This window comes from Flavobacterium nackdongense (genome assembly GCF_004355225.1).
GTDB lineage: Bacteria > Bacteroidota > Bacteroidia > Flavobacteriales > Flavobacteriaceae > Flavobacterium > Flavobacterium nackdongense.
The window spans coordinates 3,050,990-3,075,711 of record NZ_CP037933.1; the positions used below are offsets into that span (position 1 = coordinate 3,050,990).

23 protein-coding genes are annotated in these 24,722 nt (G+C 36.4%); 20 read left to right on the forward strand and 3 right to left on the reverse strand.

Annotation, left to right across the window (positions count from 1 at the left end; translation table 11 throughout):
- The first annotated feature begins 40 nt into the window (after positions 1 to 40).
- The 16 genes from E1750_RS13010 (at position 41) to metF (ending at position 18,270) form a co-directional block, all read left to right on the forward strand.
- The gene (locus E1750_RS13010) at positions 41 to 475 is read left to right on the forward strand and encodes an OsmC family protein (RefSeq protein ID WP_133277199.1); all 435 of its coding nucleotides are present in this window, start codon (positions 41 to 43) and stop codon (positions 473 to 475) included.
- A gap of 44 nt (positions 476 to 519) precedes the next feature.
- Positions 520 to 1,692 (forward strand): trans-sulfuration enzyme family protein, encoded by a 1,173-nt coding sequence (locus tag E1750_RS13015; protein ID WP_133277200.1) that lies wholly within the window; start codon positions 520 to 522, stop codon positions 1,690 to 1,692.
- A 249-nt stretch (positions 1,693 to 1,941) separates the two neighbouring features.
- Positions 1,942 to 2,535: a hypothetical protein gene (locus tag E1750_RS13020; protein ID WP_133277201.1), complete on the forward strand. Its 594-nt coding sequence runs from the start codon at positions 1,942 to 1,944 to the stop codon at positions 2,533 to 2,535.
- A gap of 145 nt (positions 2,536 to 2,680) precedes the next feature.
- The gene (locus tag E1750_RS13025) at positions 2,681 to 3,514 is read left to right on the forward strand and encodes a BRO-N domain-containing protein (RefSeq protein WP_133277202.1); all 834 of its coding nucleotides are present in this window, start codon (positions 2,681 to 2,683) and stop codon (positions 3,512 to 3,514) included.
- A 28-nt stretch (positions 3,515 to 3,542) separates the two neighbouring features.
- Complete coding sequence (locus E1750_RS13030; RefSeq protein ID WP_133277203.1) at positions 3,543 to 3,953, forward strand: RrF2 family transcriptional regulator; 411 nt, start codon at positions 3,543 to 3,545, stop codon at positions 3,951 to 3,953.
- A 108-nt stretch (positions 3,954 to 4,061) separates the two neighbouring features.
- A complete protein-coding gene (locus tag E1750_RS13035; RefSeq protein WP_133277204.1) occupies positions 4,062 to 4,763 on the forward strand; it encodes a phosphoadenylyl-sulfate reductase in 702 nt (233 codons plus the stop codon).
- Positions 4,764 to 4,872: 109 nt separating this feature from the next.
- Positions 4,873 to 5,772, forward strand: coding sequence for a sulfate adenylyltransferase subunit CysD (gene cysD / locus E1750_RS13040; RefSeq protein ID WP_133277205.1), 900 nt, complete (start codon positions 4,873 to 4,875; stop codon positions 5,770 to 5,772).
- Positions 5,773 to 5,848: 76 nt separating this feature from the next.
- A complete protein-coding gene (locus E1750_RS13045; RefSeq protein ID WP_133277206.1) occupies positions 5,849 to 7,093 on the forward strand; it encodes a sulfate adenylyltransferase subunit 1 in 1,245 nt (414 codons plus the stop codon).
- A gap of 74 nt (positions 7,094 to 7,167) precedes the next feature.
- Entirely contained in the window at positions 7,168 to 9,258 is a 2,091-nt protein-coding gene (locus tag E1750_RS13050; RefSeq protein WP_133277207.1) for a HEPN domain-containing protein, read from the forward strand.
- Between the two features lie 9 nt (positions 9,259 to 9,267).
- Positions 9,268 to 10,095 (forward strand): uroporphyrinogen-III C-methyltransferase, encoded by an 828-nt coding sequence (gene cobA / locus E1750_RS13055; protein ID WP_133277208.1) that lies wholly within the window; start codon positions 9,268 to 9,270, stop codon positions 10,093 to 10,095.
- 204 nt (positions 10,096 to 10,299) lie between these two features.
- Positions 10,300 to 10,884 carry a precorrin-2 dehydrogenase/sirohydrochlorin ferrochelatase family protein gene (locus E1750_RS13060; RefSeq protein ID WP_227873990.1) on the forward strand — a complete coding sequence of 195 codons (585 nt, stop codon included), beginning with the start codon at positions 10,300 to 10,302 and terminating at the stop codon, positions 10,882 to 10,884.
- 358 nt (positions 10,885 to 11,242) lie between these two features.
- Positions 11,243 to 12,244, forward strand: coding sequence for a homocysteine S-methyltransferase family protein (locus E1750_RS13065; protein ID WP_133277210.1), 1,002 nt, complete (start codon positions 11,243 to 11,245; stop codon positions 12,242 to 12,244).
- 68 nt (positions 12,245 to 12,312) lie between these two features.
- A complete protein-coding gene (locus E1750_RS13070; RefSeq protein WP_133277211.1) occupies positions 12,313 to 12,876 on the forward strand; it encodes a hypothetical protein in 564 nt (187 codons plus the stop codon).
- A gap of 383 nt (positions 12,877 to 13,259) precedes the next feature.
- Positions 13,260 to 14,444, forward strand: a complete 1,185-nt coding sequence (locus E1750_RS13075; protein ID WP_133277212.1) for a PDDEXK nuclease domain-containing protein — start codon at positions 13,260 to 13,262, stop codon at positions 14,442 to 14,444.
- 84 nt (positions 14,445 to 14,528) lie between these two features.
- Positions 14,529 to 17,210 (forward strand): methionine synthase, encoded by a 2,682-nt coding sequence (metH, locus tag E1750_RS13080; protein WP_133277213.1) that lies wholly within the window; start codon positions 14,529 to 14,531, stop codon positions 17,208 to 17,210.
- Positions 17,211 to 17,316: 106 nt separating this feature from the next.
- On the forward strand, positions 17,317 to 18,270 hold the full coding sequence (gene metF / locus E1750_RS13085; protein ID WP_133277214.1) for a methylenetetrahydrofolate reductase [NAD(P)H]: 954 nt from the start codon (positions 17,317 to 17,319) through the stop codon (positions 18,268 to 18,270).
- Between the two features lie 166 nt (positions 18,271 to 18,436).
- Here metF and E1750_RS13090 read toward each other — a convergent pair whose 3' ends face one another.
- A complete protein-coding gene (locus E1750_RS13090; protein WP_133277215.1) occupies positions 18,437 to 18,649 on the reverse strand; it encodes a hypothetical protein in 213 nt (70 codons plus the stop codon).
- 587 nt (positions 18,650 to 19,236) lie between these two features.
- Positions 19,237 to 20,475 (reverse strand): 3-deoxy-D-manno-octulosonic acid transferase, encoded by a 1,239-nt coding sequence (locus tag E1750_RS13095; RefSeq protein WP_133277216.1) that lies wholly within the window; start codon positions 20,473 to 20,475, stop codon positions 19,237 to 19,239.
- A gap of 154 nt (positions 20,476 to 20,629) precedes the next feature.
- On the opposite strand from E1750_RS13095, the gene E1750_RS13100 reads away from it, so the two are divergent.
- From E1750_RS13100 to E1750_RS13115, 4 genes are all read left to right on the forward strand, one after another.
- Positions 20,630 to 21,760, forward strand: a complete 1,131-nt coding sequence (locus E1750_RS13100; RefSeq protein WP_133277217.1) for a DegT/DnrJ/EryC1/StrS family aminotransferase — start codon at positions 20,630 to 20,632, stop codon at positions 21,758 to 21,760.
- 7 nt (positions 21,761 to 21,767) lie between these two features.
- The gene (locus tag E1750_RS13105; protein ID WP_133277218.1) at positions 21,768 to 22,223 is read left to right on the forward strand and encodes a nuclear transport factor 2 family protein; all 456 of its coding nucleotides are present in this window, start codon (positions 21,768 to 21,770) and stop codon (positions 22,221 to 22,223) included.
- Between the two features lie 2 nt (positions 22,224 to 22,225).
- Positions 22,226 to 23,239 carry a UDP-glucose 4-epimerase GalE gene (gene galE, locus E1750_RS13110; protein ID WP_133278146.1) on the forward strand — a complete coding sequence of 338 codons (1,014 nt, stop codon included), beginning with the start codon at positions 22,226 to 22,228 and terminating at the stop codon, positions 23,237 to 23,239.
- A 318-nt stretch (positions 23,240 to 23,557) separates the two neighbouring features.
- Positions 23,558 to 23,752 (forward strand): hypothetical protein, encoded by a 195-nt coding sequence (locus E1750_RS13115; protein WP_133277219.1) that lies wholly within the window; start codon positions 23,558 to 23,560, stop codon positions 23,750 to 23,752.
- A 354-nt stretch (positions 23,753 to 24,106) separates the two neighbouring features.
- On the opposite strand, the gene E1750_RS13120 is transcribed toward E1750_RS13115, so the two are convergent.
- A complete protein-coding gene (locus E1750_RS13120; protein WP_133277220.1) occupies positions 24,107 to 24,646 on the reverse strand; it encodes a hypothetical protein in 540 nt (179 codons plus the stop codon).
- Positions 24,647 to 24,722 lie beyond the last annotated feature (76 nt).

Consider the following 24,722-nt stretch of genomic DNA (forward strand, 5'->3'; position numbering starts at 1 on the left):
GTTTGAAAATCCGTTTCATCCGTGTCCAAAAAATAAGACAATGAAAGTAACATTAAAGAGAGTAAACGAAAACTTCCACTTCGAATTAAAAAACGAACGTGGACATATAGTAAATGTAGATGCGCGTCCTGATTTTGGGGGTAATGATATGGGGCCAAGTCCAATGGAATTGGTTTTAATGGGCGTTGCAGGCTGCAGCGGAATCGATATGATTTCGATTTTGAAAAAACAACGTCAGGAAATCTCATCTTTCAAAGCAGATGTAGAAGGCGTGAGAGAGGAAGTTGGCGATGCAAAACCATTCAAAGATATTTTTGTGGTATTTTATTTAGAAGGAAATATCAAAGAAAATAAAGCATTGACCGCTGCGCAACTTTCTTTTGAAAAATATTGCTCAGTGGCCAAAACTGTAGAACCAACAGCAACAATTCATTATAAAGTAGTTTTAAATGGGGTGGAATTGGCAAAAATTTAATTTCAGCAACCATAAACTATAAACAACAAACAATAAACGTTACAATGAACGAACAAGATTTTGGTTTTGAAACCAATGCCATACGCAATCAATTAGAGCGCACTCAATATTTAGAACATTCCGTGCCTTTGTACTTAACTTCCAGTTTTGTATTCGAAGATGCCGAAGATATGCGTGCTTCCTTTGCCGACGAAAAAGATAGAAATATTTACAGCCGTTACAGCAATCCGAATACCAATGAGTTTGTGGATAAAGTGTGTCAAATGGAAGGTGCAGCAGCTGGATTTGCTTTTGCATCGGGAATGGCGGCAGTGTATTCCACCTTGGCGGCTTTATTGAATTCAGGTGATCATATCGTTTCGGCAGGCAGTGTATTTGGCGCAACACACTCTTTGTTTATCAATTATTTTCCAAAATGGGGAATCGAAACTACCTATTTTGATATCAATAAACCCGAAACTATTGAAAGTTATATCCAGCCAAATACCAAAATTCTTTTTGCCGAATCGCCTACCAATCCAGCGGTAGATATTATTGATTTGGAGTTGTTGGGTACAATTGCCAAAAAACACAATTTAATTTTGATCATCGACAACTGTTTTGCTACGCCTTATTTACAACAACCTATAAAATGGGGAGCCGATTTGGTTATCCATTCGGCGACCAAATTAATGGACGGTCAAGGTAGAGTTTTGGGTGGAATAACCGTTGGTGATGCCGAATTGATTCAAAAAATCTATTTGTTTTCACGCTTAACAGGTCCTGCTTTATCGCCTTTTAATGCTTGGGTATTGTCTAAAAGTTTAGAAACTTTATCTATTCGTTTAGACAGACATTGCGAAAATGCCTTAAAAGTAGCCGAGTTTTTAGAACAACATCCGAATGTAAGTTTGGTGAAATATCCGTTCCTGAAATCGCACCCTCAATATGAAATTGCCAAAAAGCAAATGAAATTGGGAGGCAATATTGTCGCTTTTGAAATCAAAGGAGGTCTTGAAGCGGGAAGAGCTTTTTTAGATAAAATAAAATTGTGTTCATTGTCACCCAATTTAGGAGATACCAGAACGATTGTGACACATCCAGCCTCAACCACCCACAGTAAATTATCTGTCGAAGAACGTTTGGCAGTAAGCATCACCGATGGTTTGGTGCGAGTTTCTGTAGGTTTGGAAACTGTAAAAGATGTTATTGCAGATTTGGAGCAGGCTTTGTCGTAAAAAATTATAATTATTGATTCATACAAATAGCCCACGGTTTTAATCGTGGGTTTTGTGTTTATTTAAAGTTGAGAAATTATCAATTCATCAAAATATAAATAGGTTTTTGAATGTAGAATTTTGTAAATTTGGTTTTTATCTTACATATTTATGAAGAATTTTCAAAAAATAACATCGCTTTTAATTTTACTCATTTTTGTTTCAAGTTGCGAAAAGAAACAAACAGAATTAGAATTTGAAAAAAGTGTTATGACTGAAATTTTTCCAAGTTTGGTTGATTCAATTTGTGTTGATTGTAGAATTTTATTTCTTCCGATGCCATTGGGAAAATCAATTTATGATAAAAATGATAATTACATCGGTCAAGACACTTCTAATATAAAGGCTGAGAGAGAAAAATGGGAAAAGGAATTAGTCAAAATTAAAAATGATACCTCAAAAATAATCATTGCTTTTGAAACCAAAATGAAATGGAGTCACTATAGTTTAAAAGATGATTTTGTTAAACATTTTAGCGGAATTAAAGTTGCATATTCAAAAATAAATCAAGATTTGGAGTATGATTTTGACTTCAAAGACATTAAATTAAACAATAAATTTAAGTTGAGAAATCTTTCAGAATTCCCGAAAGAAAGAGGGAAAATTTGGAATACTAAATACAATTTTGTTTTTTCAGGTGTTTTGGATTTCTCAAGGATACAATTTGACAAAGACAAAAAATTTGGAGTTTTAGACGCTGGATTTGGTTGTGGAAGCAAATTTGGTCAAGGTTCTAGAATTTACATAAAGAAAGTAAATAACAAATGGATTATTGATAAAATTGAAGGAACTTGGATTTCATAATAAATATCGTACATATAATATCGTAAATCAAACATCAAAAAATGCTCTCAAAAAAAACAAAATAAGGAATCAAAGCACTGACTTTTTTGGCAAGAAAGGAAGATTAATAGATTGTGAGGATTGTTAAAAAACAAAATAAATTACAATGCAAAGTCCAAATGAAATAAAATTATTTGAAGAAAAAAAAGTCCGCACTTTATGGAGTGAAGATAAGGAAGAATGGTATTTTTCGGTAATAGACATAATCGAATCCTTGACGGAAAGTAGTATTCCCAAAAGATATTGGTCAGATTTAAAAAAGAAACTTCTTAAGGAAGGTAGCCAGTTGTACGAGAAAATCGTACAACTGAAATTCAAGGCTTCTGATGGAAAAAGATATGCAACAGACTGTCTTGAAACTCAAGATGTTTTCCGGTTAATACAATCTATTCCTTCGCCCAAAGCAGAGCCTTTTAAGTTGTGGTTAGCACAAGTAGCCAACGAGCGATTAAACGAAATGCAAGATCCAGAGCTTACTATTGATAGAGCTTTGGAACAATATCTGAATCTTGGATACAGCGAAAATTGGATCAATCAGCGCTTGAAAAGTATTGAAATCCGCAAAGAGTTGACTGATGAGTGGAAAAGATTAGGATTGAAAGAGGGGCAACAATTTGCTAGTTTGACCGATATTATTACCAAAACTTGGTCTGGAAAAACAACCAAAGAATACAAAACATTAAAAGGGTTGAAAAAAGAAAATCTTCGGGACAATATGACCAACACCGAATTGATTTTGAATATGCTGGCGGAAGCTTCGACTAAAGATATATCCCAAGCCGTGAATCCGAAAAATTTTACTGAAAGCGCAACAGTAGCAAAACGAGGCGGAACTATTGCAGGAAATGCGCGTAAAGAATTAGAACAACAAACAGGTAAAAAAGTAGTTACTAACTTAAATGCAAAAACTTTTTTAGAGGATAAAAAGAAATTGTTGTAAATTTAACAACTATTCATAAACCTTATAAATGCTCTCCAAAAAAACAAAATACGGAATCAAAGCACTTACTTTCTTGGCTCGCCAGAAAGACAATACACCAGTGCAAATTGCTGAAATTGCCAAAGCGGAACACATTTCGCTAAAATTTTTAGAAAGTATTTTGTTGCTCCTGCGTCATTCCGGTTTTTTGGGTGCCAAAAAAGGCAAAGGCGGAGGTTACTATCTCATCAAAGAGCCCAAAGACATCAATATGGCCAAAGTGTATCGCATTCTCGAAGGACCAATTGCTTTGTTGCCTTGTGCCAGTCACAACTTCTACGAAAAATGCGACGATTGTACCGATGAATCCATTTGTGCTGTTCGCAAATTGATGATGGAAGTTCGCGACAATACCTTGATGATATTGGAAAACAACTCTCTTGCCGATATTGCATTTTAATCCTCATTTTTTTTGAATAAAGTTTTGTAGTTCAGTAAAAAGTATTATTTTTGCCAACTAATCTACTAAACCGATAGGGTAATAGATTTAAAAATTAAAAAAAAAGAAATGAGTGTATCGATAGTAAATACTTTATTAGAAAAAACAGCTAGTTTCTCTATGGAGGAAACCTTGGCTTTTTTGGCTAGTGAATATGAAGGAAAAGTAGTGTTTTCGACTTCTTTCGGACAGGAAGACCAAGTGATTACAGCTTTAATCGCCAAGAATGATTTGGCAATAAACATTTTTACATTAGACACAGGGCGTTTGTTTCAGGAAACCTACGATGTTTTTCATAAAACTCAGAAGAAGTACAAAAAAGACATAAAAGTGTATTTTCCAGAAGCAGCTGCAGTAGAAAAATTATTGGAAGAAAAAGGTCCAAACAGTTTCTACGATTCGGTCGAGAACCGAAAAGAATGTTGTTTTATTCGAAAAGTAGCTCCATTGACCAAAGCTTTGAAAGGAAATGCCATTTGGATTACAGGTTTAAGAGCCGAACAATCGGAGAATAGAAATAGTTTGGATTTGTTTGAATACGATGCACATTTTGATATTATCAAATTCAATCCATTATTGAAATGGACTCTAGAAGACGTTCAGAACTACATAGACGATAATAATGTACCACAAAATGCACTTCACAAACAAGGTTTTGTAAGCATTGGTTGCGCGCCTTGTACCAGAGCAATTTCTGAGGGCGAAGACATAAGAGCCGGAAGATGGTGGTGGGAATCCAGTCATAAAGAGTGCGGTTTGCACCAAAAATAATAGAATGTTAATATAAATACGGCCACGAATTTCACGGATTGAATGAACTTTGTTGAATTAGTAGTTAATAAAAATAATTCGTGAATGGGTGGCAAAATATCAAAATAAAATGAGTTCCATATTAAAAACAAATGCTTTAGAAAGCGAAGCGATTTACATATTTAGAGAAGTAATTTCTCAATTCGAAAAGCCAGTTTTGCTTTTTTCTGGAGGAAAAGACTCCATTACATTGGTGCGATTAGCGCAAAAAGCGTTCTTCCCAGCCAAGATTCCTTTTCCGTTGTTACACGTTGACACAGGTCATAATTTTCCTGAAACTATCGAATTTAGAGACAAATTAGTAGCGGAATTAGGATTAGAATTAATCGTTCGCAATGTTCAGGATTCTATCGACCAAGGAAAAGTGGTGGAAGAAACGGGGCGTTATTCGAGTCGTAATATGTTGCAAACAACTACTCTTTTAGATGCTATCGAAGAATTCAAATTCGATGCTTGTATTGGTGGAGCGCGACGCGACGAAGAAAAAGCAAGAGCAAAAGAACGTATATTCTCGGTTCGTGATGATTTTGGTCAATGGGACGAAAAAAATCAACGCCCTGAATTATTCGATTTATTGAACGGAAAAATAGAAATAGGGCAAAACGTTCGTGTTTTCCCAATTTCAAATTGGACAGAATTAGATGTTTGGAGTTATATAGAACAAGAGCAAATCGAAATTCCATCGATTTACTTTTCACACAAACGTAAAGTTTTTTTGAGGGACGGTTTAATTTGGTCACATTCTCCTTATGTGTATCAAGAAGAAGACGAACAAGTCGAAGAACGAATTGTTCGCTTCAGAACCGTTGGTGATATGAGTTGTACCGCGGCAGTCGAATCGTATGCAGCTACAATCGCCGAAGTGGTTGGGGAAATCAGAACATCAACCATATCCGAAAGAGGCGCCAGAATCGATGACAAACGTTCTGAGGCCGCAATGGAAAAAAGAAAACAACAAGGATACTTTTAAACGTTTTTGGTTTTTCGTTTATAGTTTAGAGCTATAAACCACAAACAATGAACTACAAACAATAAACAAAACAAGAATGGAAGTTTTAAAAATAGCAACAGCAGGAAGTGTAGATGACGGAAAGAGCACCTTAATCGGAAGATTATTATACGACACACAATCGTTGACGACGGATAAAATTGAAGCAATAGAAAGAAGCAGCAAACAAAAAGGATACGATTATCTCGATTTTTCTTTGGCTACTGATGGTTTGGTTGCCGAAAGAGAACAAGGAATTACGATTGATGTAGCACACATTTATTTTTCGACAGCCAAGAAAAGTTACATCATTGCCGATACACCAGGTCACGTTGAATATACCCGAAATATGGTTACGGGAGCTTCGACTTCGCAAGTTTCTATTATTTTGATTGATGCCCGAAAAGGCGTTATTGAGCAAACCTATCGTCACTTTTTCATCAATAATTTATTGAGAGTAAAAGATGTGATTGTGGCAGTAAACAAAATGGACTTGGTGGACTATTCCGAAGAAGTTTTCAACAAAATCAAAGCTGATTTTCAAGCCTTGAATGCGAAAAGTTCATACAAAGAACAAAATGTAAACTATATCCCTTTAAGTGCATTGACTGGAGATAATGTAGTCGAAACCTTGGGTAAAATGCCTTGGTACAAAGGGCAAACTATCCTACAACATTTAGAAGGATTAGAAGCGAAAGATATTTATGAAAAAGGTAAAGTACGTTTCCCGGTGCAAACGGTGATTCGTCCAAAAACTGAAGATTACCACGATTTTAGAGGATATGCTGGAAAAATATACGGCAATACTATCAAAGTAGGCGATGCCGTAACGGTGCTTCCTTCTTTGACAGAATCTAAAGTTTCGAAAATTCATTTTTTCGATCAACAATTTGACGAAGCCGTTGCAGGTTCTTCGATAGTTTTAGAATTAGAAAATGACATCAACGTGACTCGCGGCGATATGATTGTAAAATCAGGCGAATTGCCAAGAGTCGAAAAAGATATTGAAACCACAGTTTGTTGGATGGACAGTAAAAAATTGGTGGCAGGAACAAAATACATCGTTCAGCACAATACGAACCGCGTTTTGGCAAAAATTGATGCAGTAAAAAACACAATTTCCACTGATTATTCAGGAACAAAAGAAGCGTCACAATTAGCCATCAACGAAATTGGAGAAGTACAGATAAAATTGAGCAAGCCATTATATTTCGATGCGTACAGCGAAAACAAATCGAATGGCGCATTTATATTAATTGATACAGCTACGAACACTACCGCAGGAGTTGGATTTATAAAATAAGTTAATAGTTTATGGTTTGTAGTTCGACATAACTACAAACCATTAACTATAAAAAACAAACACAAACAGAAAATATGCAAAGTTTTAGAACCGAAATAGAAGATCCGATTGTTCAAAAGGACATCATCGATTTAGAAAGAAAAATTGCTTTATTCCGTGAAGGGAAAATTGATGAGGAACGTTTTCGTAGCCTTCGATTGGCGCGTGGTGTTTATGGTCAACGTCAGGAAGGTGTGCAAATGATTCGTATCAAATTGCCTTTCGGAAAAGTAACGAGCGAGCAATTGCATCGAATTTCTGATGTTTCAGATGAATATTCAAGAGGTCGTTTGCATATTACAACCCGTCAAGATATCCAAATTCACTACGTAAGTTTAGACAGAACGCCGGAACTTTGGGCAGAATTAGAAAAAAGCGATATCACGCTTCGTGAAGCTTGTGGGAACACGGTTCGAAACATTACCGCTAGCGAAAATGCAGGAATCGACCCCGAAGAACCTTTCGATGTATCGCCTTATGCTTATGCTTTATTTCAATATCTTTTGAGAAATCCGGTTTGTCAGGAAATGGGACGAAAAGTTAAAATGTCATTTTCATCATCGGACAAGGATACTGCTTTGAGCTATTTGCACGATTTAGGATTTATTCCAAAAATTGTAAATGGCGAAAGAGGTTTCAAAGTAATGTTAGGTGGTGGATTAGGTTCTCAGCCACATCACGCCGAATTGTTATCGGAATTTGTTCCCGCAAACCAAATAATTCCAACCACCGAAGGAATTCTTAGAGTATTTGACCGTCACGGCGAAAGAGCCAAACGTTTGAAAGCCCGTATGAAATTCTTAGTGAAAGATTTGGGGAAAGACGAATTTTTACGATTGGTCGACGAAGAGAAAAAAGCCTTGTCTTGCCAGTCTTTCGAAATAGATACTACCGCTTTTGAAGGGGCAATTCCAGAACCATTATTAGTTGCTCCTAAAGTTGAAATTGCAGATGTTGCCGCTTTCGAAGCTTGGAAAAAAGCGAATGTATTTGCACAGAAACAAGCCGGATATGTTGCCATTGGAATCAAAGTTCCAGTAGGGGATTTTTATACAGACAAAGCCCGATTGTTGGCCGATTTGGTTAAAAATTATGGTGCCAATGAGTTGCGCTTTTCATTACGCCAAAATATTCTTATTCGTAACATAAAAGAAGATAATTTGGTCTTTTTTTACCAAGAATTAGAAAAACTTGGTTTTGTGACTTTAGGATACAATTCGACTGCCGATATTACCGCTTGTCCGGGGACTGATACTTGTAATCTTGGAATTGCAAGTAGTACCGGAATTGCCACCGAACTGGAAAGAGTTTTGGCTGCCGAATATCCGCAATACAATAATAATGCTGACATTACCATAAAAATCAGTGGTTGTATGAATGCTTGTGGCCAACATAATATGGCGCAGATCGGTTTTCAAGGAATGTCAATCAATTCAGGAAAATTGGTCGCTCCGGCGCTTCAGGTGTTGTTAGGAGGAGGAAATTTAGGAAACGGAAATGGAAGATTTGCCGATAAAGTAATCAAAATTCCGAGTCGCCGTGGCCCGGATGCTTTGCGTTTTATTTTAAATGATTTTGAATCGAATGCTAATGGTTTATCCTTTTTAGATTATTACGATGCCAAGGGCGAAAAATACTTTTTCGATTTATTGACACCGCTTGCTAATATTTCTAACCTAACCGACGCTGATTTCGTCGATTGGGGAAATGCAGATAATTATGTAAAAGCAATTGGAGTAGGCGAATGTGCCGGAGTTGTAATCGATTTGGTGGCTACTTTAATTTTCGAAGCCAAAGATAAATTGACGTTCGCAAACGAAGCTTTTGAAGATGGAAAATGGTCAGATGCTATATATTTAGCCTATGCAGGAATTGTTAATGGTGCCAAAGCCTTATTGCTTGCCGAAAATCAAAAAACAAATCACCACGCCGGAATCATCGATTTATTCGATACCGTTTTTGTCGAAACCAAGAAAATTGCCTTGAATTCGTCTTTCAAAGAATTAGTGTATCAAATTAATAAAAACGAACCGTCTGAGGAATTTGCCAAAAAATACATTCTAGAAGGAATTGCTTTTTTTGAAAATATTGAAACGTATAGAGCCAAAGATTTAAAAAATGACTAATACTGACAAATGAATTCGAAATCAACTTTCAATAGTTCTTACTCCCTCCCTTTTGGGAAGGGTCGGGGTGGAGCTAAAGTAACCTTAGTAGGCGCTGGTCCTGGTGATCCAGATTTGCTGACTATCAAAGGCGTGAAAGCTCTTGCTGAAGCTAATGTGGTTTTGTATGATGCTTTGGCAAACGAAGAAATATTGGCGTATGCACCCAAAAAATCCATCAAGATATTTGTTGGAAAAAGAAAAGGTTGTCACGCCTATTCGCAAGATCAAATCAACCAATTGATTGTGGATAATGCGCTCACTTATGGAAATCTAGTGCGACTAAAAGGTGGCGATCCTTTTATTTTTGGTCGTGGAAGCGAAGAGATCGAATATGTGGAGAGTTTCGGAATTCCTACATTTGTGGTTCCCGGAATATCCTCATCGATTGCTGTTCCTGCCAATCAAGGAATTTCTTTGACTAAAAGAGGTGTTTCCGAAAGTTTTTGGGTAATCACAGGCACCACTTCGGATAGAAATTTATCAAAAGATGTATCTTTGGCAGCCCAATCTACGGCAACTGTCGTAATTTTGATGGGAATGAGCAAATTGGAACAAATTGTAGCACTTTTTCAAAACGAATCCAAAGGAGAAACTCCCATTGCGATTATTCAAAACGGAACAATGCCAAACGAAAAAGTGGGTTTTGGAACCATCGATACGATTTTACAAGTCGTAAAAGACAACAATTTGAGTTCACCAGCCATCATTGTTATTGGCGAAGTGGTGAATGAACGCAATGAATTAAAAGGATTTTACAAGGAATTTATTTCCAATAAAGTTTGCGCCAGAGAATAGAACAATTGGATTTTCTGTTAAGCAAACCCAAAAAGCAGTATTTTTATAAACCATTAAGATAGTAAGAAAATTAAGTTTAGTCTTAATGAACCTTAATATCTTAATGGTTTCAAGCTAATAAAGACCTTTTTTATAAAAATAATGGACAAAAAAAAATCACATCACAACAATCCAGACTCGTCTCCCCTCTCTTTTGGAGAGGGGTTGGGGGTGAGGAACGAACTATACCCAATTTTTCTAAAACTGCACCAACTCGATGTACTCATCGTGGGTGGAGGAAATGTGGGTTTAGAAAAATTGTCCTTTATGCTCAAATCCAGTCCCAATGCCAATGTTGAGGTGGTGGCGATACAATTTTTACCCGAATTAGAAGCCTTAGTCGAAAAACATCCTTCGGTGAAATTGACCCAATCCAAGTTCAAGAAAAAAATGCTCAAAAAACGACATTTGGTTATTGCTTGCACTGATAATTTAGAAGTCAACAAACGAGTGTACGATTTATGCCGAAAAAAACATTTGATTTGCAACATCGCCGATACACCGCCATTGTGCGATTATTATTTGGGCGGAATAGTGACCAAAGGAAATGTAAAAATCGCCATTTCCACCAATGGAAAATCCCCAACTACTGCCAAAAGATTACGCGAGTTTTTCGAAGAAATTATTCCCGACGATATCAACAAAATGGTCGAAAACCTGAACGAATACCGCAAAACCCTCAAAGGCGATTTTCAGGAAAAAGTGGATAAAATGAATGAAATTACCCAATCCTTGAAAGGCAAACAATAAACACTCCTTATGTTTGCGATTCATCGCGCTATGTCTTTACTTTGCACCGATTATTTTTTAGCATTAAATGGCACTGAAATGGTTCATTTTTAGGCTAATCAATAACGATTAACATCAAAAATTAGCGTATGTGCTTTTGCACCTTTGCGTTTTGTTTTTTAAAAATAAATAAATTAAACGCATAGACACATAGAAAAAAGAATGGGATAGCCCAATTCTTGGGTTCACAAAGCTATGTGTGCTATATAAAGTGAAACGCTTGGAATTATTTAATTAAAAACTATGTTTCTATGTGTTAAAAAAAAACATAACCCTTTGCGTCCTTGCGACTTTGCGGTGAAAAAATAAAAAATAAGTTATGCCAAACATTCAAGAAGAAATCAAAAAACGAATTCTCGTACTCGATGGAGCAATGGGAACGATGTTGCAACGCTATAATTTCTCGGAAGAAGATTTCCGAGGAGAACAATTCAAGGATTTTCCACATCCGCTCAAAGGGAACAACGATTTATTGTCCATTACCCAACCCAAAGCGATAAAAGAAGTGCACGCTTTGTATTTTGAAGCTGGAGCCGATATTGTAGAAACCAATACGTTCTCGGGAACGACTATCGGAATGGCAGATTATCATCTCGAAGAGTATGTTTATGAATTGAACTACGAATCAGCAAAATTAGCTCGTGAAGTAGCCGACGAATTCACGGCAAAAAATCCAGAAAAACCACGATTTGTAGCCGGTTCGATTGGACCAACAAATAGAACGGCAAGTATGTCGCCAGACGTGAACGATCCAGGTTACAGAGCCGTAACTTTTGACGATTTGCGCATTGCCTATAAACAACAAGTAGAAGCCTTAATTGATGGTGGCGTAGATTTACTTTTGGTAGAAACTATTTTCGATACTTTAAATGCTAAAGCCGCACTTTTCGCTATCGAACAAGTGAAAGAAGAACGCAAAATCGATATCCCAATTATGGTTTCCGGAACAATTACCGATGCTTCAGGAAGAACCCTTTCAGGACAAACGGTAGAGGCGTTCCTGATTTCCGTGTCACATATTCCGTTGTTGAGCGTAGGATTCAATTGCGCTTTGGGTGCCGATTTGTTGAAACCTTATTTGCAAACTTTGTCACAAAACACTTCATTCAATGTGTCTGCACATCCTAATGCAGGATTGCCAAACGCCTTTGGAGAATACGATGAAACACCAGAGCAAATGCAAGCGCAAATACGAAGCTATCTCGAAGATAATTTAGTAAATATCATAGGCGGTTGTTGCGGAACAACCCCCGAGCACATCAAATTGATTGCTGATATTGCGACGGATTATAAGCCGAGAGTTTCAGAGGCGGTGATGTAGATAATAATGAAATTCGTACACGTTGTAAATCTTTCTTTACTTTGTCTATAATATAATATTGAAATTTTATGAAAAAAGTATTAATAATTGTATTCTCATTCTTCGTAAGCGCATTTTTTTATGCTCAAAATAAAAGGGTAATGAACTTTGAGGGGGAAATAATAAATAATATGCAAGATATTCTAGTTATTGAAACCAAGAATGGTAAAGAAATTATGATTTCGAAGGATGGCGTTTTTAAAGATACTATTAATACTACTCCAAGAATTTATAATATGTGGTATGGAAAGGTTCTTTTTCATGTTTTTTTTAAAAATGATTTTAATTTAGCTTTAAAAATGAATTCGGATTCACATACTTCGCTAGTTTTTTCCGGAAAGGGTGCGGCTGAAAATAATTTTTTAACTCAGAACCCTTATTATCCCAATCCGATTTATTTTCATAGTTTGTTAAGTTTAAACAAAGGTGATTTTTTAAAAGAAATAAAAAAGTTTAAATCAAATCTTTTGAAAAAATTGAAAACAGAAGATTTAGATCCTGATTTTAACAGAGTTTATAAAGATTATCTGGAATATTTTTATGAGAAATCAAAAAAAGCTTATAATAAAAAGAAAGTAAAGGTAAATTTGTAACCTAGCTCCCCAGCTAGCGCGAGCGTCCCGCTCGTGACCACAAACAGAGGCAGGGAAAATATTTTGAAAAAAATAAAATACGAACGAGCGTGACACTCCCAGATAGCGCGAGCTTCTAGCTCGTGCAAACAAATAAAGGCAGACAAAAATAGTTGAAAAATAAAATAGGCACGAGCGTGACGCTCGCGCAAGCAACATAAGAGTTCCGTAGGAACGTCACATTTTGTAGCAACGGATTTTAATCCGTTGGATGAAGATGTCAATTGCAACGAAATTTATTCCGTTGTGAATAATAAAAATGTCAATTGTAACGGATTTTAATCCGTTGTAAATAATGAGAGTTTCAATTGCAACGGAATTCATTCCGTTGAAAATTAAAAAATATGGAAATACAAGGAGCTAATAATTATTTACAGGCGGTACAGCAAATAAAAACAGCGATTTTACGAAGTCGTTACGAAGCTGCTGCGCGTGCTAATAAAGAATTACTCAAGTTGTATTTTGGAATTGGTCAATATGTATCCTTCCATAGCCGAAATAAAAATTGGGGAAAAGGAGCTATTGACAGTATTTCGAATTTGTTGCAACAAGAATTGCACGGTTTGAGAGGTTTTTCGGCTACGAATATAAAGAATATGCGTCTTTTTTATGAAGGATGGGAATTTTTGCAACCTTTTTTGATAGACGAAAAAGAACCTCTTTTTCAATTTTCGGAGGAGGAATTAAATCGGCAGATACCGTCTGCCGAATTGAAAAACTCAAATCGTCAGTTGCTGACTGACGATTTGAATGATGGTTTTGTAATTCGTCAGTTGCCAACTGACGAATTACAAAATGAGTTTGTTACTATGTTTTTAAAAAACGGTTTCACGCATCATATTGCAATAATAAACAACACTGAAAATATAGAAGAACGTGTTTTTTATATACAAAAAACAGCAACCGAATTTTGGAATAATACGACTTTAAAACACCATTTAAAGTCAGATTTGTACCAAAGACAAGGGAAATTAACGCATAATTTTCAAACGACTTTAGCTGAAAATAGTTTTAGACAAAAAGCGTTAATGGCATTTAAGGACGAAATGCTTTTGGATTTCATCAATATTGAAGATGCCGATGAAGAGCCAAACGAACGTATTTTGGAAAATGCGATTGTGCAGAACATCAAAAAATTCATAATGGCTTTGGGTTCTGAATTTAGTTTTATCGGAAATCAACACCGATTGATTATAGAAGACGAAGAGTATTTTATAGATTTGTTGTTTTTTAATCGGAAAATTCAAAGTCTAGTCGCTATCGAATTGAAGAAAGGAAAGTTCAAAGCAGAATATGTAGGAAAAATGAATTTGTATCTTTCGGCTTTGGACGAAATGGTCAAACAACCGCATGAAAATCCATCTATTGGAATAATTCTTTGCAAAGAAAAAAACAATAAAATAGTGGAATTTGCATTTAGAGACACCTCAAAACCAATGGGAGTGGTGACCTATAAAACCTACAATGATTTGCCAGAAGCCTATAAAAATATTCTGCCAGATACTGAAACGTTGAAAGGATTGTTATAAATAAATGCAAAAGTTCCGTAGGAACGACACATTTTGTAGCAACGGATTTTAATCCGTTGTTGTAAATAAAAGAAAATAAAAAAAATGGCAGTAGCAGAAAAAAGAAGAAATTTAGTATTATCGGGATTAGAACCCTTAATCATTACGCCGGACAGCGTATTTGTAAACATTGGGGAACGAACGAACGTTACCGGTTCTAGAAAATTTCTTCGATTAATCAAGGAAGAGAAATACGACGAAGCATTGAGCATTGCCAAAGAGCAAGTAGAGGGAGGAGCGCAAATCATCGATATCAATATGGATGAAGGAATGCTTGATGGCGAATATGCAATGACTAAATTTCTGAATTTAATTGCTGCCGAACCCGATATTTCTCGTGTGCCGATTATGATTGACAGCTCGAAATGGGACATCATTGAAGCCGGTTTGAAAGTTGTGCAAGGAAAATGTGTGGTCAACTCGATTTCATTGAAAGAGGGCGAAGAAGCTTTTATCCATCACGCCAAATTGATCAAACGCTACGGAGCTGCGGCTATTATTATGGCTTTTGACGAAGTGGGTCAAGCCGATAATTACGAAAGACGAATTGAAATTTGCCAACGTTCTTATGATATTTTAGTCAATAAAGTAAACTTTCCTCCTCAGGATATTATTTTCGATTTGAACATATTCCCCGTAGCAACAGGAATGGAAGAACATCGCTTGAACGCTTTGGATTTCTTCAGGGGAACCAAATGGGTTCGCGAGAATTTGCCACACGCACACATCAGTGGTGGAGTGAGCAATGTTTCGTTCTCGTTTAGAGGAAATGATACGGTTCGTGAAGCGATGCACTCGGTTTTCTTGTACCACGCCATCAAGAACGGAATGACGATGGGCATCGTAAATCCTGAGATGTTGTCTATTTACGATGAAATTCCAAAAGATTTATTAGATCACGTAGAAGATGTAATTTTGGACCGACGTGATGATGCTACTGAGCGTTTGTTAGATTTAGCTGAAAGTTTCAAAGGAGATGCAAAAGTTAATGATAAAGCAGTACAAGAGTGGCGAAATAATACATTTCAAGAACGATTAATTTACTCGCTTGTAAAAGGAACCGACGAATTTATTGACCAAGATGTCGAAGAGGCGCGGCTTAATTCGGCAAAAGCTATTGATGTGATCGAAATCCATTTGATGGCCGGAATGTCGCAAGTAGGCGATTTGTTTGGTTCTGGAAAAATGTTTTTGCCACAGGTAGTAAAATCGGCACGAGTAATGAAAAAAGCGGTGGCTTATTTATTGCCTTTTATCGAGGCAGAAAAAGTAGGAAGGTCATCATCGGCTGGAAAAATACTTATTGCCACTGTAAAAGGGGATGTACACGATATTGGTAAAAATATTGTCTCGGTAGTAATGGCTTGTAACAATTTTGAAATGATAGATTTGGGTGTAATGGTCCCACCTGAAAAAATAATTGCGGAAGCCATAAAGCACAATGTCGATATTATCGCATTAAGTGGTTTGATAACGCCTTCGTTAGATGAAATGGTTTTTATGGCCAAGGAAATGAAACGTCATAAAATGACTATTCCGTTGATGGTTGGTGGAGCGACTACTTCTAGAGCGCATACTGCGGTCAAGATTGCGCCCGAATATCCTTATACTGTTTTGCATACGACTGATGCTTCTAAAGCGGTTGGCGGCGCCAGTAATTTGATGCAAGCAGACACTAACGAGGCGTACAAAAAAAGTATTAAAGAGGAATATGATGCTCTTCGAGAAGGCTATTTAAGCAGAAGTCGAGATAAAAATTTCTTGTCTATCGAAGAGGCTCGAAAAAATAAATTAAAATTGGATTGGGACAGTTTCAAGCCCGTTAAGCCCAACTTTATTGGAATACAATCTATTGAGGTAGATTTGAATGATTTAATTGAGTTTATCGATTGGACACCATTTTTTCAATCTTGGGAGCTGTTCGGAAAATATCCAGCTATTTTAACCGATGAGGTTGTTGGCGAACAAGCAACAATCGTTTTTGCTGACGCTAAGAAAATGCTTCAACAACTTTTGTCCGAAAAATGGTTGACTGCCAAAGCGATCTACGGTATTTTTCCAGCGAATCAGGTCAATGATGACGATATACAAGTGTATGATGATAAAGGAAATGAATTGGAAAAGTTTCTAACTCTGCGGCAACAATCCCAAAAAACGGCGGGAGCTCCAAATATTGCCTTGGCGGATTTTATTGCACCAAAAAATGATGGAATTCAAGATTTTATGGGTTGTTTTTGCGTTACAACTGGTTTCGGAGTGGATGAAAAAGTAGCAGAATTCGAAAAAGATTTAGACGATTATAATTCGATTTTAATCAAAGCTTTAGCCGATCGTTTTGCAGAGGCTTTTGCCGAATATTTGCATTTAAAAATTAGAAAAGAAATTTGGGGATACGCAGCTGACGAAAATTTATCGAACCAAGATTTAATCAAAGAAGGGTATAGTGGTATTCGTCCAGCGCCAGGTTATCCGGCTTGTCCCGACCATTTAGAAAAACCAACCATTTGGAAATTGCTGAATGTCGAAAAAGAAATCGGAGTGACTCTGACCGATAGTATGGCGATGTGGCCCACTTCATCGGTCTCCGGATATTATTTTGGCAATCCAGAAAGCAAGTATTTCGGACTCGGAAAAATCAAAGAAGACCAAGTCGTTGATTACGCCAAACGTCGAAGTATTTCGACCGATAAAGCAATGAAATGGTTGAGCCCTAATATAGCAGATTAGAGCCCCCTAACCCCCGAAGGGGGAATGGGAGCTGCTTAAAAAAACAGAAATTAACACCTGACCCCTCTATCAGGAATTCCCCCTTCGGGGGTTAGGGGGCTTGACTATGAAAGTAACACAACATATTGGAAACGCCAATGGGAAACCATTGTTTTCTTTCGAAATTGTTCCGCCTCAAAAAGGAACAAATATTAAAGATTTGTATCAAAATATCGATCCCTTGATGGAGTTTAAGCCGCCATTTATTGATGTAACCACTTCCAGAGAGGAATATGTATATATCGAAAAAGACGGACTTTTTGATCGTCGAATCACTCGTATGCGGCCGGGAACGGTTGGGATTTGCGCTTCTATTCAACATAAATATGGCGTAGACGCAATCCCACACGTACTTTGCGGTGGTTTTACTAAAGAAGAAACCGAGTATTTATTGGTCGATTGTCATTATTTAGGAATTGACAATTTGGTCGCCCTTCGTGGCGATCCAATGAAAGGCGAAAAATATTTCGAACCTACCAAAGGTGGAAATGGGTATGCGGTGGATTTGGTAAAACAAATCAAAGCGATGAATGCAGGTCAGTTTTTGCACGATACTTTGCCAATGCAAAATGCGCCTGATTTTTGTGTTGGTGTGGCGGGCTATCCTGAAAAACATATAGAAGCACCAAGTTTGGAAGCCGATTTGAAAAGACTAAAAGATAAAGTCGATGCAGGAGCAGACTACGTTGTAACGCAAATGTTTTTTGATAATCAAAAGTATTTCAAATTTGTCGAAGCGGCACGTGCTATAGGAATTACCGTTCCAATTATTCCTGGAATCAAGCCAGTTGCGGTAAAACGTCATTTGCAATTGTTGCCACAAGTTTTTTGGTTGGATATGCCTCAAGATTTGATTCATGATATCGAACAAGCTAAAGATAACGCTGCAGTTCGTCAAATAGGAGTGGAGTTTGCCGTTCAACAGTCTAAAGAATTAATCGAATTTGGTGTGCCTTGTGTGCATTATTATTCGATGGGGAAATCAGATAATATTCATCAAATAGCGAGTCAGGTTTTTTAACTATAGACTCTATTCGCAAAAAAGCCATTACACTTGTCGTGAATGGCTTTTTTTTATATAAGTAGGTTTTTATCACATCTGAATCCAGCAGAAATTTAATTCAAATAAGACCAAAAAAAAGCCATTCGCCAAGGCGAATAGCTTATTTTTTTACTGTAATTTAGAATTACTTAGCAGGTGCAGCAGCAGGTGCAGCAGCAGGTGCAGCAGCAGCAGCAGTATCAACAGCAGCAGCAGCAGTATCAGCTACAACAGCAGCAGTATCAACAGCAACAGCAGTAGTATCTACAGCTTCAGCAGCAGGAGCCTCTTCAGCTTTTTTACATGATACAACAGTCAAAACAGCAACAACAGCTAAACTTAAAAGTACTTTTTTCATCTTACTTAATTATAAAAGGTTAATTATTAATTCGGGGCAAAGATATAAATTTTTTAATAGTTAAAATATTTTTTCATTATTTTTTTTAAAATATTTTTGTTTCAAAGCCTATTGAAGAATTACAAACAGATTGGCGATAAGTCTGAAATAAAAATAAATCAGGGATTCAATACTTGGTTTTCTTTAATTAAAAATCAAAAAATTGTGAGTTTTGCTTATTGTTGAATTCTACTTTTTGGGATGAACCAATTTCAATGCATTGATTAAATTTGGACTCCTGCAAATTCATCCATAATGTCTAACATAGCGCACATCGGCCATATTATTTCTACAGATAGTTCAGTTATTACATAGGTTACTCCTGGTGATTTCCCATCCTCGGTCTAATTTAAGACTATCAAATTATGTTTGGTACCAATGACAAAACCTCCTGATTGGCATCCAATAGAGTAATTTTTTGCAATTAAACAAGCAGCCATTTTACTTTTTCGGCAGAATGGGCCGCAGTGTTTGGAGTGTTATAAATCGATTAATTTAGTAGGAACATCAAATTCATAATCATCCTTAAGTATGCACGAATTCTGATTTTAAGAAATTTGATTCAAAATGATGTTCGTTGCTCCTTTGTTCATTTGCACAAAAGTGCTGCAAATATGGCCTTTTTCGTGTCGGAGCGTTTCGTCGGAAATTAGATTAGAAAAGACTTTAGTAAGTTCATTTTTATTAGCAATAGAAATGCAGCCTTCTAAATTTACCAAAGCAGTAGCTTCGGCAAAATGGCTGAAATTGGGGCCAATAACTATGGGAACTCCAAAAGTAGCGGGTTCCAAAATATTATGAACACCAGGATTTCCAAAGCCGCCACCAACATAGGCAATATCGGCATAGCTGTAAATCTTGGTGAGAATTCCGATGGTATCGATGATAAAAACATCGAAATCTTGTAGGGACAGGTCGCGACCGGTCCTTACTTCTGAAAACAACACCGCTTTTTTAGAAATAGCATTTTTCAATTCTTGAATTTGCTCGCTGTTGATGTTGTGTGGAGCGATAATAAACTTGACTTTTTTAGCGGTTTGATTGATGAAATCCACCAATAAACTTTCGTCTTTTGGCCAAGAACTTCCAATAACAACGGTCAAAGTATCATTTTTGAAGGTTTCGATAAAATCTAAAGAGTTGTCTTTTTCCAAAATAGTTGCCACTCGGTCAAAACGAGTATCGCCCGAAACGGCCACATTGGTTTTACCTAATTGCAATAATAATTTTTTGGAACTTTCATTTTGTACAAAAAAGTAAGTAAACGCCTCCAGTGCTTTTCTGTAAAAACCGCCATACCATTTAAAGAACATTTGGTTTTTTCTAAATATTCCCGAAATCAAATAGGTTGGGGTTTCCAGCTTTCGAAGTTCATTCAAATAATTGGGCCAATATTCGTATTTGATGAAGAAAACCATTTCTGGATGTACCAATTTCAAAAATTGTTTCGCATTTTTTTGAGTATCCAAAGGCAAATAAACCGTGGCATCGGCAACAGTATTGTTTTTCCTCACTTCATAACCTGAAGGCGAAAAAAATGAAATCACGATTTTATGATGGGGAAATTTTCCTTTTATTTTTTCGATAACAGGCAATCCTTGCTCGTATTCGCCCAATGAAGCCGCGTGGAACCAAATGGTTTTGTCTTCGGTTCTAATTTTTGAGGCTAAAATTTCAAAAACAGGCTTGCGACCTTCGACAAAAAGTTTCATTTTTGGGCTGAAAGTAGCGACGATTTTCAATAAAAAATTCGCAATTTGAACTATTAAGTTGTAGATAAAAAGCATATCAAAAATTTTCTTGGGCAAAAATACGTTTTCTTTTAATTATCTATAAAATCATTCTTCTAAAATCCCTATTTTTGTTGTGAATTTAAAACAGGCTCAGCGAAAGGAATCGAAGTAAAATTTTGTTTCGAATGAACTCTAAACACAAGATTAAATGAAAAAATTGCAAATGGTTGACCTAAAAAGTCAATATGATAAAATTAAAGAAACCGTAAACACTTCGATCCAAGAAGTTCTTGACAGCAATACGTACATCAACGGACCACAGGTTCATCAATTTCAAAAAAATCTCGAAGAATATCTCGATGTAAAACACGTAATCCCTTGTGCCAACGGTACCGATGCTTTGCAAATTGCGATGATGGGATTAGGTCTGAAACCTGGTGATGAGGTGATAACAGCCGATTTTACTTTTGCTGCTACAGTCGAAGTGATTGCTTTATTACAGCTGACACCTGTTTTGGTTGATGTTGATATGGTGAATATGAATATTTCTATCGAAGCCATCAAAAAAGCGATCACACCAAAAACCAAAGCGATTGTTCCTGTCCATTTATTTGGCCGTGCCGCCAATATGGAAGCAATTATGGCGATTGCTAACGAACACAATCTGTATGTTATCGAGGATAATGCCCAAGCGATTGGTGCAAATTGTAAGTTTTCGGATGGAACCAAAAAGAAAGCGGGAGTGATTGGACACGTTGGAGCGACTTCGTTTTTTCCTTCTAAAAATTTAGGTTGTTATGGCGATGGTGGGGCTATTTTCACCAACGATGATGCTTTGGCACATACTATTCGCGGAATTGTTAATCACGGAATGTACGAACGGTACCATCACGATGTTGTGGGCGTCAATTCGAGGTTAGACAGTATTCAAGCAGCGGTTTTAAATGCTAAATTGCCTTTATTGGATACCTATAATGCTGCGCGTCAAAATGCGGCTAGAAAATACTCGGCTGCTTTTGAAGGGCATAAAAATATCATTGCACCTAGTATTTGCGATATTTGTGATTGCCACGTTTTTCATCAATACACCCTACGAATTATTGATGCCGACAGAAATGGGTTGATGCAACATTTACTAGACAAAGGCATTCCATGTGCCATTTATTATCCAATTCCGTTGCATTCTCAAAAAGCATATCTTGATCCTCGTTACAAAGAAGAGGATTTTCCGGTGACCAATCAGTTGGTAAAAGAGGTGATTTCCTTGCCAATGCACACCGAATTAGACGATGAACAAATCCAATTTATTACTGATTCAGTTTTAGAATTTCTAAAATAAGTAATTCATGAAATATAGTAAGATAATTGTCGCTGTACTTTTGTTTCAATGCTCGGGATGGGCTCAGGATAGGACTACTAATAAAGAAGAAGCAGTTGTAGCTTCGCAAGTAGAACTATTGCGACAAGGATTAATGACCGCCGACGGAACAAAACTAGCTGCAGTAACTTCAAGTGGTCTAACTTATGGGCATTCAGGGGGAAATATTGAAAATCAATCGGCGTTTATCGAAAATGTGGTAAAAAAGAAATCCAATGTTATTTCTTTAGAATTTCAAAATCAGACCATTTCATTCGCGGGAAACACTGCTATTGTGAGACATATTTATTTATCCCATACTAAAGATGGTGGAGTAGAGAAGGAAACCAAAATAGGAGTAATGCAAGTTTGGCAAAAACAAAAAAAACAATGGTTAATGATAGCCAGACAGGCCTATAAATTGCCAGCACCAGAAAAAATATAATGATGAAAATACTAGTAACAGGCGGTTTAGGATTTATTGGTTCTCATACTGTAGTTGAATTGCAAAATCAAGGTTTTGAAGTAGTGATTGTAGATGATCTTTCGAATTCATCCGAAAATGTTTTAAACGGAATTGTGGCCATCAGCAATAAAAAGCCCCTTTTCGAAAAGTTGGATTTGCGCGAGAAAAACAAAGTGCAGGATTTTTTCAAAAAGCACCAAGATATTTCAGGCGTAATCCATTTTGCAGCGTCCAAAGCCGTTGGCGAAAGTGTTGGAAATCCGCTTTTGTACTACGAAAACAACATCAATACTTTGGTGTATTTGCTTCAAGAACTACAAAAACTGCCGGAAGCCAACTTTATTTTTAGTTCGTCTTGCACGGTTTACGGTCAAGCCGAAAAAATGCCAATTACCGAAGATGCTTCTATTCAACTTGCAATGTCGCCTTACGGAAACACCAAGCAAATTGGAGAAGAGATCATTACAGACACAGCCAAAGTGACCAATATCAATGCGATTTTGTTGCGTTATTTCAACCCGATTGGAGCACATCCGTCGGCTGAAATTGGTGAATTGCCAATTGGAGTTCCTCAAAATTTAGTACCATTCATTACCCAAACGGGTTTCGGATTACGAAAAGAATTATCGGTTTACGGCGATGATTATCCCACCCCGGATGGAACAGCAGTGCGCGATTATATTCACGTAGTCGATTTGGCGAAAGCCCATGTTATCGCGATGCAACGTTTATTGGATAAAAAGAATTTGGACAAAGTCGAAATCTTCAATCTAGGAACGGGAACAGGAAGTTCGGTTCTAGAAGTGATTCATTCTTTCGAGAAAGTAAGCGGACAAAAACTACCTTATAAAATCGTAGCTCGAAGAGAAGGTGATATTACTTCAGCTTACGCCAATACGGATAAAGCCAACAATGTTCTAGGTTGGAAAGCACAATCTACTTTAGACGAAGCGATGGCAAGTGCCTGGAAATGGGAACAGAAAGTTAGGAGCTAGTAATTAGTGTTCAGTTCCGAGGCTTCGAGATTAGTGTTTAGTGAAAATTAAAATCCTAAATTATCAGTAGATAGTTTAGGATTTTTGCATGTATACTGATTGTTTACTTATGAAGCCCAATACACTATTCCAATTGTCACGCTGGAAGCGTCTCAGCGCACGAGCCACATAATTTAGACGCTTCCAGCGTGACAAATAGAAAGAATAAAGAATGAGCAAAATTCGTTTTTGAGTTGTTTTGTAATAATTTCAAATGTTGTAAATGAAAATTTAAGTTTTAAATGATTAGTTGTAAATTCGTTACGTAAAACAAAAGTTATGAATCCTAAAAATGAAAATTTGAAAATCAGCAAAGCGGAAGTAACTTCTGCGGCTTATGAAACTTCGAAAATTAACTTCAAAAGTATTGATAGAACCACTTTTGATTTTGATGAAGAATTTAAAAATGGATTAACTCCCGCTGAAGCCAAAGCAGAATCAATTAGAAGAATTAGAGAATGGTGGGGAAAATAAAAGTTATTTTCACACCACACGTAATAGATTTTTAGATGATTTAGTTCGTTTTTTATACAAAAAAGAATATTTTGGTTTTATAGAAACCGCCGAAGAATATGTCTTGAAAATTTATGATGCAGTTCCAGAGAATATTAAATTAAGCACTCATAAAGTATCTCTTAAAAACCTAAAACACTTCGGTTCCAGCTACATTTTTTACAAATCCAATAATTGAACAACTTGGTATATTTTCTTTGAAAAAAAGAATAGTAATTATTTGATTACAAGAATTATTAATAATCACTGTGAGCAAGCGAATGAGTTGTAACAAAAAATCTCTACAAGCATAGTAGCAGCTGTCAATAACTAACTTTACCATTTCATTGTTAAATAGTATTCTATTATCCTCAAGAATACAAAACAAATAAAAGCTATAACTAGTTTGATTATAAATTTATATTTAGGTTCTTCCGATATACTGAAAATTAGCAAATCCTCGATGCTTTGAATAACTTTATCTTTATTGAACCATAAAATACATAGAATTAGTAATAGGTAGAAGATTGCAGCTTTTAGAGCACCAACATGAACTTTGAAAAAAATGTCTTGTAAAATCACATTTACTAGTATAGTTGCTGTGAATAAGCATCCTATAATTCTGCTTCTTTTTATCAAAATCAAAGTTCCGCCTACTATTTCAAATAGCCCTAAGGTCATTGCGTATGATTTAGAATAACCATAAAAAGCCCACATCAATTCCATTCCTGTCATTTCTGAAACCGTTTTGTCAATTTCAGAGGCTCCATCAAACTGTATTACTTTTGCTCCACCGTAAACGAACATAGCAAATACTACAATCCAACTTATTGCATTTTCAGCTATTTCTATTTTATCTTTTCTATTAAAGTTCATTATTCGTGTTTTCTTTCATTTGTTGCTAACTCTGTAAATATATACAACTTCCTGCAATGCATTAACGACATTAAAA

Excerpts from the sequence above, each read along its gene's own strand:
- E1750_RS13010 (WP_133277199.1), top strand. The coding sequence starts at position 41 with ATGAAAGTAACATTAAAGAGAGTAAACGAAAACTTCCACTTCGAATTA.
- E1750_RS13015 (WP_133277200.1), top strand. The coding sequence starts at position 520 with ATGAACGAACAAGATTTTGGTTTTGAAACCAATGCCATACGCAATCAA.
- E1750_RS13020 (WP_133277201.1), top strand. The coding sequence starts at position 1,942 with ATGACTGAAATTTTTCCAAGTTTGGTTGATTCAATTTGTGTTGATTGT.
- E1750_RS13025 (WP_133277202.1), top strand. The coding sequence starts at position 2,681 with ATGCAAAGTCCAAATGAAATAAAATTATTTGAAGAAAAAAAAGTCCGC.
- E1750_RS13030 (WP_133277203.1), top strand. The coding sequence starts at position 3,543 with ATGCTCTCCAAAAAAACAAAATACGGAATCAAAGCACTTACTTTCTTG.
- E1750_RS13035 (WP_133277204.1), top strand. The coding sequence starts at position 4,062 with ATGAGTGTATCGATAGTAAATACTTTATTAGAAAAAACAGCTAGTTTC.
- cysD (WP_133277205.1), top strand. The coding sequence starts at position 4,873 with ATGAGTTCCATATTAAAAACAAATGCTTTAGAAAGCGAAGCGATTTAC.
- E1750_RS13045 (WP_133277206.1), top strand. The coding sequence starts at position 5,849 with ATGGAAGTTTTAAAAATAGCAACAGCAGGAAGTGTAGATGACGGAAAG.
- E1750_RS13050 (WP_133277207.1), top strand. The coding sequence starts at position 7,168 with ATGCAAAGTTTTAGAACCGAAATAGAAGATCCGATTGTTCAAAAGGAC.
- cobA (WP_133277208.1), top strand. The coding sequence starts at position 9,268 with ATGAATTCGAAATCAACTTTCAATAGTTCTTACTCCCTCCCTTTTGGG.
- E1750_RS13065 (WP_133277210.1), top strand. The coding sequence starts at position 11,243 with ATGCCAAACATTCAAGAAGAAATCAAAAAACGAATTCTCGTACTCGAT.
- E1750_RS13070 (WP_133277211.1), top strand. The coding sequence starts at position 12,313 with ATGAAAAAAGTATTAATAATTGTATTCTCATTCTTCGTAAGCGCATTT.
- E1750_RS13075 (WP_133277212.1), top strand. The coding sequence starts at position 13,260 with ATGGAAATACAAGGAGCTAATAATTATTTACAGGCGGTACAGCAAATA.
- metH (WP_133277213.1), top strand. The coding sequence starts at position 14,529 with ATGGCAGTAGCAGAAAAAAGAAGAAATTTAGTATTATCGGGATTAGAA.
- metF (WP_133277214.1), top strand. The coding sequence starts at position 17,317 with ATGAAAGTAACACAACATATTGGAAACGCCAATGGGAAACCATTGTTT.
- E1750_RS13090 (WP_133277215.1), bottom strand. The coding sequence starts at position 18,649 with ATGAAAAAAGTACTTTTAAGTTTAGCTGTTGTTGCTGTTTTGACTGTT.
- E1750_RS13095 (WP_133277216.1), bottom strand. The coding sequence starts at position 20,475 with ATGCTTTTTATCTACAACTTAATAGTTCAAATTGCGAATTTTTTATTG.
- E1750_RS13100 (WP_133277217.1), top strand. The coding sequence starts at position 20,630 with ATGAAAAAATTGCAAATGGTTGACCTAAAAAGTCAATATGATAAAATT.
- E1750_RS13105 (WP_133277218.1), top strand. The coding sequence starts at position 21,768 with ATGAAATATAGTAAGATAATTGTCGCTGTACTTTTGTTTCAATGCTCG.
- galE (WP_133278146.1), top strand. The coding sequence starts at position 22,226 with ATGAAAATACTAGTAACAGGCGGTTTAGGATTTATTGGTTCTCATACT.
- E1750_RS13115 (WP_133277219.1), top strand. The coding sequence starts at position 23,558 with ATGAATCCTAAAAATGAAAATTTGAAAATCAGCAAAGCGGAAGTAACT.
- E1750_RS13120 (WP_133277220.1), bottom strand. The coding sequence starts at position 24,646 with ATGAACTTTAATAGAAAAGATAAAATAGAAATAGCTGAAAATGCAATA.